This is a genomic window from Helicobacter magdeburgensis (genome assembly GCF_000765825.2).
GTDB lineage: Bacteria > Campylobacterota > Campylobacteria > Campylobacterales > Helicobacteraceae > Helicobacter_C > Helicobacter_C magdeburgensis.
In genome coordinates this window covers 105,608-120,391 of sequence record NZ_JRPE02000004.1, presented here as the reverse complement: position 1 = coordinate 120,391, position 14,784 = coordinate 105,608, and the positions used below count along the sequence as shown (strand labels likewise).

Below are 14,784 nucleotides of genomic sequence, written 5' to 3'. Positions count from 1 at the left end.
TTCTAACCTTAAGACATTGCAGTGCTAGAAATGCAAACCTATGAGTGCTTGGATATTGTGCATTGTTTGTGTTTCTGTGCTTCCTCTAAATTCTGGATTCTGGTAAGTGTAAAGCAGACCTAAAGAGATGGGCAAAAGATCAAATTTTAACTTTAATCCTGCGTTGTATGAAGTCGTATCTTTAAAAATATCATTAAAGCTTGAGTGATTGATACCTACATAAGGAGTAAGTCGCGCAATAATAAGCCCTATGTTATACCCCGCAGATACGCCATATTGAAGGTTTCTAAACTTAGCTCCATCGCCTTTGTTAAAGTCATACTTTACCTGCGGAGCTACCACTAAATCAAAAGCCCCAAGCCACACACGACCAAACGCTCCATAGCTATCTATGGCAATAGAGCTATCCTCTTTTGTTTCTGCTTTGATTTTACCGGCTGCGAAACCAAACTCTGGGCTTATCTCAAAGCCTGCAATACTCACTGCAAACGCATTTGTTCCAAATCCTGCTGCAAAAAGCAGAGAAAGTAAATATTTTTTCATCAAAACTCCTTTTGTGATTTGTGAATCCAAAATTATGAATCCAAAAAACGAGCGGACATTATAGGTAAAATATGTTTGATTTTGCTTAAAGAGCTAGAAAATGAGTAGAATTTGAAACATTTTTACCATACATACACTAGATTCAAAAGCCTTTTTAATAAAAAAAATGATTTAGAATAAAAAATGAGATACAATCAAGTCCTACGATATTGAGTAAATTGAGCAAAACATTTGCGTAAGTTAATGGGGGAGGTAGCTATGACAATCAATGATTCTAAAATGTATTTCAATCGGGAGCTTTCGTGGCTTAAGTTTAATACGCGTGTGCTAAATGAGGCTAAAAATACGCATATACCGCTTTTAGAGCGATTAAAGTTTGTGGCTATTTATGGCACGAATTTAGATGAATTTTATATGATACGCGTGGCAGGATTAAAGCGTTTGTATGCGAGTGGGATTACAGAGGTGGGAGCGGATAAGCTCACGCCATTACAGCAGCTTAAAAGCATACGAGAATATCTTGATAAGGAAAAACGCACATTGGAGAGTGTTTTTAAGGAGATTCAAAGCGGACTTGCCAAAGAAGGTATGCATATAAAGCAGGTTTCACAACTCAATAGTGAGCAAAAAGCTAAGTTGTATGAGTATTTCCTGCATTATCTCTATCCTGTAATTGTGCCTGTGGTGGTGGATTCTACACATCCTTTTCCACATTTAAATAATCTTAGCTTTGCTATTGCGTTACGGCTAAAAAGTCTGCAAGATGGGAATGTGAAATTTGCAATGGTTAGAATCTCGCGGTTACTGCCTCGTTTTGTGGAGATTGAAGGTGGAGTTTTTATTACCATAGAAGATATTGTGGGGGAGTTTGCAAGTGAGCTGTTTGGGGATTATGAGATTCTAAGCTATGTGCCTTTTAGAATCACGCGTAATGCGGATATGGAAATAGAAGAAGAGGAGGCTGATGACTTTATTGAAATTATGAGTGAAGGGCTAAAAACACGCCGCAAAGGCGAGGTTGTCCGCCTTGAAGTGGGTGTAGATAAAGATAATAGTCTGCTTCATTTTATTAACTCTCATCTTAATGTTGATCCCAAAGATATCTATGCTTATAATATTCCACTCAATCTTAGTGGGCTATGGGAGCTTGTGGGGAGTAAGGCATACGCTCATCTTACAACTCCGCCTTTTAATCCCAAGATTCTCCCGCCATTGCAGGGTAATGTGGATTTGCTCTCTACCATAGAATCTGAAGATATTTTGCTTTTTCACCCGTATGAAAGCTTTGATCCGGTGGTGAATTTTATCCAAAGTGCGGCAAAAGACCCTGATGTGCTATCCATTCGTATGACACTTTATCGCGTTGGGAAAAACTCCCCCATTGTCAAAGCCCTGATACAAGCAGCTGAAAATAATAAGCAAGTTACTGCACTTGTGGAGCTTAAAGCTCGTTTTGATGAAGAGAACAACCTGCATTGGGCGCATTCTTTAGAATCTGCTGGAGCACACGTGATTTATGGAGTTCCGGGACTAAAGGTGCACGCCAAAATCGCCCTTGTGATTAAAAAAATCGGCAATACGCTTAAAGAGTATGTGCATCTAAGCACGGGAAATTACAATCCAAGCACGGCTAAGATTTATACTGATATTTCGCTGCTGACTTGTAATGAAGCCTTTGCCAAAGATGCTATAAAGCTTTTTCATTCACTATCCACTGGCTCATCATATCGCACAAAGCTTGATTGCTTGATGATTGCTCCTACACAAATTAAGCCTAAGATTCTAGAATTGATTGAAAATGAAGCCAAAAAAGGTGCTGAAGGGCAGATTATTATGAAATGCAACGCTTTTGTTGATGTTGATGTGATTGCGGCGTTATACAAGGCATCAATGGCGGGAGTGAAGATTGATCTTATCGTGCGTGGTGTGTGTGCGTTGCGTCCGGGAGTGAAGGGTGTGAGTGAAAATATTCGTGTGTTTTCTATCATTGGCAAATACCTTGAACACGCTAGAATCTACTATTTTAAGAATGATAGCGTGGGCGTGTATTTTGCTTCAGCAGACATTATGCCAAGGAATCTTGAAAGACGCGTGGAGATTCTTACCCCTAGCCTTAATACACAAATGAGCAAAAGGCTAATGGAAATTCTAAAAATGCAACTTAATGATAACGTGCAGATGTATGAATTGCAAAGTAATGGCGAGTATCAAAAGGTGCAAAGCACACAAAAAGCCTTTAGTTCTCAACTTGCTTATGAAGAATATGTCAATGCGATTTATGGAGATTCTGTAAGGAATGATGAGCTTAGTAAAGCAAAAAAACTTGCCAAAAGAATGCTAAAAGAAAGCTAGAAGTTATAGATTTTAGAATCTTTAATGGCATATTTTTTGTTGTTGGGTGGTGTCCTCGACGCGATTCGAACGCGTGGCCTCACGATTAGGAATCGTGTGCTCTATCCAGCTGAGCTACAAGGACAAAAGGCACAAATACAAAGAGTAGGGGAAAGTCAAAAGTCGCTATTTTACACTCATTTGAGCGATAAATCAAGCTAAAAGCTGTGTGAAAGCATATTTTTGTGCTAGAATACGCCTCTAAACCACCTACATAGAGTTTATGAAATATTTTTGTCGGCTTTAGGGTAAGATTCTATAAGATTTTCAAAAACTTGATGTGGTAGAAATATTTTAAGGAGAGAACTATGGCAATCAAACTTGCGATTAATGGCACGGGACGCATTGGGCTATGTGCGGCTAGGATTATTGGGGAACGCAATGATGTGGAGCTTGTGAGTATGAATACTACGGCTAGTATAGATACCTTAGTGCATTTGCTGCGATATGATTCTGTGCATAGATTCTATGATGTTGAGAAAAAAGATGAAAGCACACTCCGCATTGGTAAAAGCAAAAATGTAAAGATTTTAAGCGATAGAGACCCGCTCAATCTTGACTTTGGTGAAGCGGTAGCGGTGCTTGAATGCACGGGCAAGTTTAACGCCCTTGATAAAGCAAAAGCACATATTAAAGGCAATGTCAAACGCGTGATAATCTCCGCTCCTGCGGATAATACGCCAACTTTTGTCTATGGTGTCAATCATACGCAATATAATAATGAAAGTGTCATATCAAATGCGTCCTGCACCACAAACTGCCTTGCCCCCATTGTGAAAGTGCTAGATTCTACTTTTGGCATTGAAAACGCCCTTATGAGCACTATCCATAGTTATACAAATGATCAAAATCTCCTTGATGTCAAGCACAAAGACTTACGCAGGGCGCGTGCAGCTGCCTTATCTATGATACCTACAAGCACAGGTGCGGCAAAGGCGATTGGGCTTGTATTGCCACATCTTGCAGGTAAGCTTAATGGTATTGCTGTGCGTGTGCCAACGCCTGATGTGAGTTTGATGGATTTAAGTGTGAATCTAAAGGGTGAAGTAAGCAAAGATTCTATTAATGAAGCGTTTTATAAGGCTCAAAGTGGCGAGAGTTTTGAAGGGGCATTTAAAGGGCTTATTATCGTTGATGATGAAATGCGTGTATCAAGTGATTTTATCGGCAGCAAGGCGAGTGCGGTAATCGTGCCAGATAAGACAATCGCCATTGGCAAAAGTGCAAAAATCCTTGCGTGGTATGATAATGAAATGGGCTATACACATAGGCTTGTGGATATGAGTGTGTATGTGTGCAGCTAGTCGTCTTGCATCGTCTCTTGGGCGATTTTAAGAGATTGCTTCGTTCAAGCTGTGGGCACCACCCTTAAGGTAGCTTCCTTGCTTTCACTCGCAAAACTCTTAAAATCTCTCAAAGATACTTCCGCAACGGCTTTTCTAAAGAAAATGGTCTTTTTCAAGCAACTGCGTTTTTGGGTAAAATATTTGCGGTGGTAGTCTAGATTCTGAATCTGGCTTAAAATGGAAAAAAGGTAAATAAAATAAATGAAAAATAAGCAAAATTGTCAAAGTTCTTTGGTGGAGTTTTCTTTACATTTTAGCCATACACACACGCAAAGCGAGTGTGATAGGGTGTTTAGTGGAATCTTACAAGAGAGAGAAAGCAAAAAAAGTGGCTATTATGACTTACCTTTTCAATCGTATGCGTTACAGGAAGCAAGGGCGTATGTCAAAGAAAATGAATCATTTTTAGATTCTTTATCTCATCTTGTGATTATTGGCATTGGCGGGAGTTCCTTGGGGCTAAAAGCCATTGATGGAATGTTAGAGCATTTACCTTGTAGAAAAGCATTAAAGCTTGTGTTTTTGGAGCATACCGACCCTTTACATATTATGAAAGCCTTGCAGGGCGTGGCGTTGCATAATGCTTTGTTTATTGTGATTTCAAAATCTGGCACGACTATTGAGACTTCATCACTGCTGAAATATGTGCTTGAAAAATATAGATTGTTAGAAAATATGGAGAGTAAAAAGCATTTACTTGTCATCACCGATACATCTTCACCGCTTGAAACTTGGGCGAAAAGTGTGGGTATAAAGCATTTTGAGATTATGCCAAATGTGGGCGGGAGATTTTCAGTGTTAAGTGCGGTGGGGCTTGTGCCTTTGGCGATTTTGGGCTTTGATATAGAGGCTTTATTACAAGGGGCGGCTAAGATGACGCAGAGATTTTTTGAAAGAAAAGAAGAGCATATTTTATACAAAGCCCTGACTTACGCTAAGCAAAAAAAGCAGATTCCTATGAATGTGCTTTTTTCTTACTCTAGTCTTTTTACGCAGTTTAATGCGTGGTATGTGCAGCTGTGGGGGGAGAGCTTAGGGAAAATTAATGCGAGTGGAGAAAAGGTTGGACTCACACCCATTGCGTTAATTGGCAGTATTGATCAACACTCTTTTTTACAACTCATCGTGCAAGGTGTGCGGGATAAAAGTGTAACTTTTCTTAGTCTTAATCCCGCTCATAGCTTGAGACCGCAGATTCCAAATGTGAAGATTCCATATTTAGAATCCACAGATTTTGTGAATAATCAAAGCTTTGCGACTTTGTTGCATAATCAACGCCTAGCTACAATGCAGACTATTGAGAATGAGGGCATTACCACCGATTGTATTGAAGTGATGAGATTATGCGAAGAGAGTGTGGGGATTCTTATTGCGTATTTTGAGCTTTTGACTTCGTGCGTGGGGAATATTTTTGAAATAGATACTTACAATCAGCCCGGTGTGGAGTTTGGCAAAGTAAGGCTAAAAAAACTTTTTCAATCTTAAGGGATTTGTAGATTCTATTATAATTAAAAGATTTTGGAATCTAGGCTAGATTCTAAGAATCTAAAAATTGCACCCTAAAACCCCACAGCGTAAAAATAAAACTGCGGAAGTATTTCTAAGCCAGAAAGATAACGCAGAATCTAATACTCTATCCCCACAGCTTTTAGCTTATCGCGGAGATAACGCATTTGAATATTTTTATCAAAGCACCACTTTGGTGCAAGGAGCGTATCATCGTGCGCCCCCGCACTAATCCTTTGCACCACGACATCTGCTGGGATTCTTTGTAAAGATTCTACAATAAGATCGCTAAAGCATTCCATTGTGATAGGTTCATATTTGCCCTCTTTGTAGAGTTTAGCAAGGCGTGTGCCATTCACAACATACAGCGGGTGAATCTTAATGCCATTAATGCCCCATTCCAGCACACAATCAAGCGAGTGAAGCATCATCTCCGGGCTTTCTTCAGGCAGTCCATAGATTAAATGCGCACAGACTTTCACGCCCTTTGCCCTTGTTTTTTCAAACATCTCCTTTGCCCCAGCAATGCTATGAGCGCGGTTTGTAAGCTCCAAAGTCTTATCATACACACTTTGAATTCCATACTCTAGCCAAATCTCTTTGCCATTTTTGACATACTCTCCCAAAAGCTCCAAAAGCCTATCTTCCACGCAGTCTATGCGTGTGCCTATGCTTAATCCCACGACATTAGGAAAGCTCAACGCCTTGTCATACAGGGCTTTAAGCGTATCAAATGGTGCGTAAGTGTTTGTATAGGATTGAAAATACACCATATATTTGCCTACGCCAAATTTTCTTTGATGAAACTCCGAATGCCAATAGAATTGCTCTTCAAGCTGATGCAGTTGCTTTTCAAGTAGTGGATTTGTAGTGAGTGAAAAATTCATCTTTACTTGCGAGATTTTATCAAGTTTAATAAGGCTAGGTGAAAAGCTTTCATTATCACAATATATGCACCCACCCTTTGCCAAAGAGCCATCAATATTAGGACAAGTAAAGCCTTGCAAGGAAATGGGGATTTTTCTAACTCTCCCGCCAAATCGTTTTTTAAAGTATCGCCCCACACTCAGCACGACACGCACGGATTTGCCCCTGTCAAGTCGTTTCTAAAATCATTTGTGAAATCATCAATATACACTTCATCAAAACACGCCTTGCACATCGGTTTATTCTCATCTCCCAAGCTCCGCATAAGCCCATCAATAGATAAGAATCCCAAAGAATCTGCCCCGATATATTTTCGCACTTCTTCAATGCTTTTATTCGCACAAATAAGCTCTGTCTTATGCGGTGTATCCACGCCATAAAAACAAGGCGAGATAGTCGGCGGAGAGCTGATAAGCAAGTGAATCTTCCTTGCCCCCGCTTGACGCAAAATCTTTATAATCTGCTTACTTGTTGTCCCCCTGACCACAGAATCATCAATAACGATAATGTCCTTACCAGCGATAAGCTCGGCAATGGGATTAAGCTTTAGCCGCACTTTGAGTTCTCTTTGCTGTTGTGTTGGCTCGATGAATGTTCGCCCCACATAGTGATTGCGGATAAGCCCAAGCTCAAAGTCAATACCGCTTTGTTTGCTATACCCAAGTGCTGCTGCCACACCAGAATCTGGCACAGGAATTACCATATCGGCTTCAATCTTATGCTCTTTTGCGAGTTCAATCCCCATTTGCTTCCTAGCTTTATACACATTATGTCCAAAAACATTGCTATCAGGACGTGCAAAATACACGTGTTCAAACACGCAGGGGTGTTCTTTTGGCTCAAAGACTTGAATGCTTTTTGGCTGATTATCACTTAAAGAGTATGCCCCATCAAAAATAAGCATTTCTCCTGCTCTAACTTCCCTTACAAACTCCGCTCCAACTAAGTCAAACGCACAGCTTTCACTCGCCACAATATAGCCTGTGCTGCCATCTTGATTCTGAATCTTGCCTAGGCTCAAAGGACGCAATCCATAGCGATCGCGTATAGCAAACATCTTTGTGCGTGAAAGGAATATAAAACAATATGCCCCATCAACCTGCCCCAAAGCGTCTATGATTCTATCCGTGAGACTTTGTTTTTTGCTTCGTGCGATAAGATGTATGAGATTTTCTGTATCAAGGTGGCTTTGGAAAATCGCCCCTTCATTAATCAGCATTTGCCGCACTTGCTTGGCGTTTGTGAGATTCCCATTATGTGCGATTGCCATTTCGCCCAAATCATAGCGAGCAAAGATAGGCTGTGTGTCGTTTATGGAATCTTCCCCAGCGGTTGAATAGCGATTATGCCCTATGCTTGAGCGACCTTGCAGTTTGCTTAAGCGTTTTTCTGTGAAGATTTTTGTTACAAGTCCGGTGTTTTTGATTGTAGCGATTTTGCTGCCATTACTTGCTGAAATACCACTTGCTTCTTGTCCGCGGTGCTGCATAGCAAAGAGTGAATAATAGCTCAAAATACTCGCATTTTCTACATTATATACGCCCACAACCGCACATTCTTCATTCCAATGCTTCATCTGTATAATTTCCTTGATTTTCTTTTAAAATTAGCACTTTAAAATTCGCAATTGTATAGCAACAAAACTAATAAGTTTTTATAATTGTAAAGCATCTTGAATGCTATACAAGCCATTTTTTTGCTTTACAATCCATTCTGCCATATCAATCGCCCCTTTGGCAAATGTAAGGCGTGAAGTGGCGTTGTGTGTAAGCTCTAAATATTCTCCATCAAGGTAGAATCCTATCGTATGTCGCCCAGCCACATCGCCACCGCGTAGGCTCATCACAGCAATTTCATCTTTTTTTCGCTCTCCTATCATTCCACATCGCCCACTCACTTGGACTTTTTCAAGGCTAAGATTCCTAGCCTTGGCACAGCTTTCAGCCAAGCTCAAAGCCGTGCCAGAGGGAGCGTCTTTTTTGTGTCTGTGGTGAATCTCACAGATTTCTATATCGCTTTCTTTGAGTGTGCTACTCACAAGGGCGGCGATTTTATTTAGCATTGCTACACCTTTACTCATATTTGTCGCATACAAAATTGGCATTTTTGTGGAGGCATTCTCTAACAAATGCTTAGTGTCATCATCAAGCCCCGTTGTGCCGATAACAAGTGGTGTAGGGGAGTGTAAGGCTACTTCTAGCAGGGCTTTAGTAGCGTGAGCAGAACTAAAGTCAATAATCACATCACTAGATTCTAAAAAAATCTTAAAATCTTTTGTTACCATCGTGCTAGAAGGGAGTGAATACTGCAACTCATTTCGCACATACACACTTGAGAGATTAAGCCTATTGTGGTTTAGAATCTCCTCAATAAGCAATCGCCCCACACGCCCTGTCGCACCAAAAATTCCTACTTTTAGCATAGTTTCTCCTTGCAAATTTTAGAATAAAAGTGAGCGTATTATACCTAAATAGTGTTACTTGCATTGATGTTAGGTAAGAAATTATGCAGCTTAGCTATGTGGGTACCCAAACAAAAGAAACTCATCGCTAAGCTTCAAAGCCAAGAGAATCTTAAGGGGCGTCTAAGAGAACATAAGATATAATGCACTTATTTTGAAACAAGGAAAGAAAATGCTAAAACATCTCATATATTCTGCTCTGCTACTATCGATATGTGTATTTGCGGGGTGTTCAAAGTCCTTGCCCGAGTGCGAGAGTGATGAGGATAAGATAACAGGTTGTGTGGGAAAGGAGTATTATTACAACAATGGACAATTAGCAGGAGAAACTCCATTCAAAAATGGCAAAGAAAATGGCATTGAGAAAGAATATTATGAAAATGGGCGATTAAAAAGAGAAACTCCATACACAGATGGTGAACTAAATGGTGTTGAAAAAAGGTATTATAAAAATGGACAATTAGCAGGAGAAACTCCATTCAAAAATGGCAAAGAAAATGGTGTTGAAAAATCGTATTATGAAAGTGGACAGCTTGAATTTGAAACTCCATACACAGATAGCAAAGCAAATGGCATTGAAAAAAGGTATTATAAAAATGGGCGATTAAAAGGAGAAACTCCATACACAGATAGCAAAGCAAATGGCATTGAAAAAAGGTATTATAAAAATGGGCGATTAAAAGGAGAAACTCCATACACAGATGGTAAACTAAATGGTGTTGTGAAAGAATATTATGAAACCGGAGAGCTTCTCAGAGAAGCTCCATACAAAAATGGCGAGCACGATGGTGTTGCGAAAATCTATGATAAAAATGGGCAACTAAGAGAGAAACGTTTTTATTTGATAGAAAATGGTTTTACTAAGGAATAAAATAAAGCTTTGTCGCTAGATTTCTATTTGAGATTATTAAGGGCAAGAATACTTTGCTAGGAGCACTTAACTTATAAGTTATGCCCTTACATTACATAATTTAAGACAAGGCAAAATCTTGCCTTGCCCCGCATATGAGAGAATAAAAAGTATCCCTGCTTACTTATGCTCCAAATATGCAATCGCATTTAACGCCGCAGTAGCACCATCTCCAGCAGCACACACGACTTGCTTACTTGCTTGTGTCCTTACATCTCCAGCGGCAAATAGCCCTTCTACACTTGTTTTCATTGATAAATCAACCTTGATACTTCCCCATTCATCGCACTCACACAGCATTGAGCCATCATCTTGCTTTAAAGTTGTGGTATTGACATCATAGCCCACAAAGATGAAAAGCCCATATACGGAGATGACTTCAGTTTCATTAGAATCCGTATGTCTAATACGCACACCGCTCACACCCGAGCTATCGCCTAAAATCTCTTCAATCACCGCAGGTGTGATGAAGTGAATCTTGTCATTATTTTTGGCGTGAGCAATGGTGCTAGGGGCAGCACGAAACTCGTTGCGTCTATGGATAAGATGCACTTTTGAGCAGATTCTACTTAAATATATGGCTTCTTCAAGGGCGGTATCGCCCCCACCTAGCACGACTACTTCTTGATCTTTATAGAAAAATCCATCGCAAGTCGCACAAGTGCTAATGCCCTTGCCCCAATACTCATTTTCCCCCTTGAGATTGGCTCTCTTTGGGCTGCCACCAGCGGCAAAAATTACAGCCTTTGCTTGTTCTACACTCTTATCAGCCAAGTGAATGTTAAAGATTCCATTGTCTTTTGTGATTTGCTTGACTTCAGCCATTTTGTGCTTTAAGCCAAAGCGAAAGCATTGCTCCTGCCAAGGCTCCATAAAGTCCATACCACTGACTATTTCTTTAACACCGGGATAATTTTCTATCTCGCTACTTCCTGTGATTTGCCCGCCGGGCATTCCCTTTTCAAACAACACGACATTTTTTAATCCACCGCGTGTGGCATATAGCCCCGCACTTAGCCCAGCAGGACCACCACCGATAATTGCTACATCAATCATTTCTTACTCCTTTTTTGATAAAAATTTTCCATTATTAAAACTCAATAAAAGAATCTAAGAGTAAATATTGCGATAATTTTGTGTTTTTTAATGTGGATTCAATATAAATTCAATGTAGATTTATGAAATTTTTGAGTAGCTGCAAACCGACATTATGGCTTTTTTCCGGGTGTGGCTGAATCCCAAAAAGATTATCTTTATTGACAATCGCTCCAAATGGATAGCCATACTCACATTTTGCAAGGATAAACTTTTCCTGCGTTGCAATATGAAAGCTATGCACGAAGTAGAAAAAACTGCCATTGTTAATGCCTTGCAATAGTGGCGAAGATTCTCCACTTTGCGTGAAAGAGCAGCTATTCCAGCCGATATGTGGGACTTTTAGCGGAGCGATATTTTTAAAGCCTACAATCTCGCCTTCAATCAGCCCTAGCCCCTTATGCTCTCCAAACTCAAAGCTTTTTTCAAAAAGTAGCTGCATTCCTAGGCAGATTCCAAGCATATATTTGCCACTTTTGGCAAACTCTATAACTGCACTCAACAAATCCGTTTTTTGTAGCTGCTCCATTGCATTGCCAAATGCCCCAACACCGGGCAGTAAAAGCTTATCATACTTTTTAAGATTTTCAGGCTTAGATTCTATATGGAGAGAAAAGGGACGCATTATGTGGGATTGTAAAAGTGAATCTTGTAGATTTTGGGATTGTGTAATGTGGGATTCTAGCTGTGAAGTTTCTAAATGCAAAGCTTCTGGTGGGCGATTCGCACAGAATCTAAAGGCATTTTGCACACTGCCAAGATTACCTACACCATAATCAATAATGCCTATTTTATCCATCTGCTAGTCCTAACAGCCATTCTTTGTTTTCTGCGATAATGGCATTATGCTTTTGTAAAAGACTATCGCGGATAGATTCTAAATCAGCGCATTCAAGTGAGCTCATCACGGCTAAAGAGAGCGTGGTTTGGGATTTGGCTGGGATAAGATTAAGAATAGATTCAATTTCTTTAATCAAGGCTTCCTTGGTGGTGATTTCGCCATTTTTGGTCGTGTAAGGGGTAGTCATTTTGTGCCTTTTTGCGTGGTAGCTTGAGATATGTGCTTTTGTAGTGTTTGGGTAAAAATAGCAGAGTAGGGTTTATCCTGTGGGAGCTTCTCACTTAAGATTTGCAAAAGATGATAATAATCTTCTAGCAAAAGCTCCCCTTTTAAAAGCTCATACTTAAGATAAAGCCAATAGGTGTTTAGCACATCGCTGTGGCAGTAGTGATTGATAGTTTCAAGGGCGGATAACTTTGCTTCTTTGGTATTTTTACCGCCAAGGTAAGTCTCATACACTTCACTCCCACTCATATCATATTTGCCAACAAGATCAAGCATTTTACAAAGACTATGGAGATTCAAAGATCGTGTCGCACCAAACTGCCCAAGACTATCAAATAAATCAGTGTGGAACTGCTCACTATATCGTTGGCGGTAGTTTTCCCATTTTGTTTTATTTAAGGCTTGATTATTTTGCTCAAATAACGCCCACGCATTGAGATTATATCGCATAGAACGCAAAGCAAGAGTGGGAATATCAAAGCCCCGCCCATTGAAGCTTACAAGCTTCGGGTTGTTTTTATTAAAAAAAAGCCAAAATTCTTGGAGCAAAGTCTTTTCTAGCTCATCTAGGAAATCACTTGATAAAAAGTCAAGTTTAGAATCTTTGTCCATAGAATCTAAAGCGTCTTTGGATTCTAAAGATTCTAAAAAGTTTTTCCCAAAATGCCCTACTCTTTTGAAAGCTCCAAATTCATCACATATCACACTGCTAATGCTTATCACACGATGAAAGCATAAAGGCAAAAACTCACTTCCGCTTTTTTCTTTCTGTATATTTTGGGCGGTTTTGGCAATCTCTAGTGGCGAACCGCCTAGCTCAAATACATCTGCTAAAAGATGAAAATCCGGGATCGTCTCAATATCAAAGACACATATCATTCAAACCGCCTTGTCATTTAAATACCTTGCTTTGCAAACGCTTTGCTATGAAGTCGCTTGTCATTTAATTGCCTTAGAAAAAATATGGCTACAATACTACACAAAATTTACAAATAAGGATAATTATGTATGCGTTACTAAGTGTCAGTGATAAAGAGGGCATTGTAGAGTTTGGTAGAGATTTAGTAGCTTTGGGCTATAAGATTCTAAGCACGGGTGGGACTTTGAAGCTTTTATTAGAATCTCAAGTATCAGCCATTGATGTGGGGGAATACACACAGAGTGAAGAGTTATTTGATGGGCGAGTGAAAACTCTGCACCCTAAGATTCACGGCGGCATACTCTATCGCCGAGAATGTGAAGATGATGTCAAAGTCGCGACACAAAAGGGCATAGAGAGCATAGATCTTGTATGTGTGAATCTGTATCCATTTAAGCAGACAATCCAAAGGACACAGGATTTTGCAGAAATTATTGAAAATATTGATATTGGCGGTCCTGCTATGGTGCGTTCAGCTGCAAAAAATCACGCAAGTGTGCTAGTGGTAACTGATAAGGCAGATTATAAAATGATTATAGAAGCTTTAAAAAATAATCAAAACACACTTGAGTTGCGACAAAAAATGATGATTAAAGCCTATGAGCATACAGCAAGTTATGATAGCACGATTGCAAATTATATGAATGAGCGATTTAATGGGGGCTTTGGGGAAAAGCGATTTATCGTGGGGCAGAAGGTCTTTCAAACACGCTATGGGGAGAATCCACACCAAAGCGGTGCGTTGTATGAGTTTGGATCCTTTTGGCAGAAGCACTTTATACAAAAAAAGGGCGAGGCGAGTTTTAATAATCTTACAGATATGAATGCTGCGGTAAAAATCGCCACAGCATTTGGGGAAGATTCTAAAGTGGTATGTATTGTCAAGCACGGCAATCCTTGCGGTTTTGCATTAAAAGACACGCTTTTAGATTCTTATAGGGCGGCTTTGCAATGTGATAATATCAGTGCTTATGGTGGCGTGGCGGCTATAAATGGCGAGGTGGGCTTAGAGCTTGCTAAAGAGATCAATAAGATGTTTATAGAAGTGCTTGTGGCAAAGGACATCACACAAGAGGCGTTAGATGTGTTTGCAAGTAAAAAGCGAATGAAAATTTTTATCCAAACTGCCCCCCTGCCACAAGATGAGTATGACTTTAAGCATATTCAGGGTGGATTTGTGTTTCAAAATAGCGATTGTGTGAAAAAAGAAGAGATTATGGAATCTAGCTTAAAAACTAAAAAAGCTCCAGATTCTACGCAACAAAGGGATTTAGAGATTGCCTATCTTATCGCCGCACTTACAAAGTCAAATTGTGTCGTGTATGTCAAAGATTCCACACTTGTAGCCATTGGTATGGGTATGACAAGCCGCGTTGATGCAGCAAGGGCGGCATTTGCTAAGGCAAAAGATATGGGGCTAGATTTGCAGGGTTGTGTGTGTGCGAGTGAGGCGTTTTTCCCATTCCGTGATAGTGTGGATATGGCTCATCAAATGGGGGTGAGTGCGATTATCCAGCCGGGCGGGTCAATCCGCGATGATGAGGTGATAGAGGCGTGTGATGAATATGGCATAGCTATGCTTTTCACACATACAAGGCATTTTTTGCATTAGTGAATCTT

The 14,784-nt window shown here is 40.0% G+C and carries 13 protein-coding genes and 1 tRNA gene; 5 read left to right on the top strand and 9 right to left on the bottom strand.

Features of this window, described 5'->3' with window-relative positions; all coding sequences use genetic code 11:
* Nucleotides 1–24 precede the first annotated feature (24 nt).
* Nucleotides 25–543, bottom strand: coding sequence for a hypothetical protein (locus LS74_RS04085; protein WP_034584716.1), 519 nt, complete (start codon nt 541–543; stop codon nt 25–27).
* Nucleotides 544–801: 258 nt separating this feature from the next.
* On the opposite strand from LS74_RS04085, the gene LS74_RS04080 reads away from it, so the two are divergent.
* A complete protein-coding gene (locus LS74_RS04080; protein ID WP_034584713.1) occupies nt 802–2,895 on the top strand; it encodes an RNA degradosome polyphosphate kinase in 2,094 nt (697 codons plus the stop codon).
* A gap of 47 nt (nt 2,896–2,942) precedes the next feature.
* Here LS74_RS04080 and LS74_RS04075 read toward each other — a convergent pair.
* A tRNA-Arg gene (locus tag LS74_RS04075) sits at nt 2,943–3,019 on the bottom strand.
* A gap of 223 nt (nt 3,020–3,242) precedes the next feature.
* Between LS74_RS04075 and gap the strand changes: the two genes are divergently transcribed.
* Both gap and LS74_RS04065 read left to right on the top strand, forming a co-directional pair.
* The gene (gene gap, locus LS74_RS04070) at nt 3,243–4,238 is read left to right on the top strand and encodes a type I glyceraldehyde-3-phosphate dehydrogenase (protein ID WP_034584711.1); all 996 of its coding nucleotides are present in this window, start codon (nt 3,243–3,245) and stop codon (nt 4,236–4,238) included.
* Nucleotides 4,239–4,481: 243 nt separating this feature from the next.
* Nucleotides 4,482–5,765 (top strand): glucose-6-phosphate isomerase, encoded by a 1,284-nt coding sequence (locus tag LS74_RS04065; protein WP_034584709.1) that lies wholly within the window; start codon nt 4,482–4,484, stop codon nt 5,763–5,765.
* Between the two features lie 140 nt (nt 5,766–5,905).
* Here the strand turns inward: LS74_RS04065 and LS74_RS04060 are convergent, their stop codons facing one another.
* The 3 genes from LS74_RS04060 to dapB all read right to left on the bottom strand — a co-directional run bounded on the left by LS74_RS04060 (nt 5,906) and on the right by dapB (nt 9,135).
* Nucleotides 5,906–6,868, bottom strand: coding sequence for a TIGR01212 family radical SAM protein (locus LS74_RS04060; RefSeq protein WP_034584706.1), 963 nt, complete (start codon nt 6,866–6,868; stop codon nt 5,906–5,908).
* Entirely contained in the window at nt 6,853–8,289 is a 1,437-nt protein-coding gene (purF, locus tag LS74_RS04055) for an amidophosphoribosyltransferase (RefSeq protein WP_034584704.1), read from the bottom strand. Before purF ends, LS74_RS04060 begins: the two co-directional genes overlap by 16 nt.
* Nucleotides 8,290–8,367: 78 nt before the next feature.
* Nucleotides 8,368–9,135 (bottom strand): 4-hydroxy-tetrahydrodipicolinate reductase, encoded by a 768-nt coding sequence (gene dapB / locus LS74_RS04050; RefSeq protein WP_034584701.1) that lies wholly within the window; start codon nt 9,133–9,135, stop codon nt 8,368–8,370.
* A gap of 211 nt (nt 9,136–9,346) precedes the next feature.
* On the opposite strand from dapB, the gene LS74_RS04045 reads away from it, so the two are divergent.
* Nucleotides 9,347–10,045 (top strand): toxin-antitoxin system YwqK family antitoxin, encoded by a 699-nt coding sequence (locus LS74_RS04045; RefSeq protein ID WP_052086342.1) that lies wholly within the window; start codon nt 9,347–9,349, stop codon nt 10,043–10,045.
* Nucleotides 10,046–10,204: 159 nt separating this feature from the next.
* Here the strand turns inward: LS74_RS04045 and trxB are convergent, their stop codons facing one another.
* The 4 genes from trxB to LS74_RS04025 form a co-directional block, all read right to left on the bottom strand.
* Entirely contained in the window at nt 10,205–11,140 is a 936-nt protein-coding gene (gene trxB / locus LS74_RS04040) for a thioredoxin-disulfide reductase (protein ID WP_034584698.1), read from the bottom strand.
* 109 nt (nt 11,141–11,249) lie between these two features.
* Nucleotides 11,250–11,978, bottom strand: a complete 729-nt coding sequence (gene hisH / locus LS74_RS04035) for an imidazole glycerol phosphate synthase subunit HisH (protein WP_034584695.1) — start codon at nt 11,976–11,978, stop codon at nt 11,250–11,252.
* Complete coding sequence (locus LS74_RS04030) at nt 11,971–12,207, bottom strand: hypothetical protein (RefSeq protein WP_034584692.1); 237 nt, start codon at nt 12,205–12,207, stop codon at nt 11,971–11,973. Before LS74_RS04030 ends, hisH begins: the two co-directional genes overlap by 8 nt.
* The gene (locus tag LS74_RS04025) at nt 12,204–13,124 is read right to left on the bottom strand and encodes a 3'-5' exonuclease (RefSeq protein ID WP_034584689.1); all 921 of its coding nucleotides are present in this window, start codon (nt 13,122–13,124) and stop codon (nt 12,204–12,206) included. The genes LS74_RS04030 and LS74_RS04025 overlap by 4 nt, the downstream gene beginning before the upstream one ends.
* A gap of 125 nt (nt 13,125–13,249) precedes the next feature.
* On the opposite strand from LS74_RS04025, the gene purH reads away from it, so the two are divergent.
* A complete protein-coding gene (gene purH, locus LS74_RS04020; protein WP_034584688.1) occupies nt 13,250–14,776 on the top strand; it encodes a bifunctional phosphoribosylaminoimidazolecarboxamide formyltransferase/IMP cyclohydrolase in 1,527 nt (508 codons plus the stop codon).
* Nucleotides 14,777–14,784: the final 8 nt, after the last annotated feature.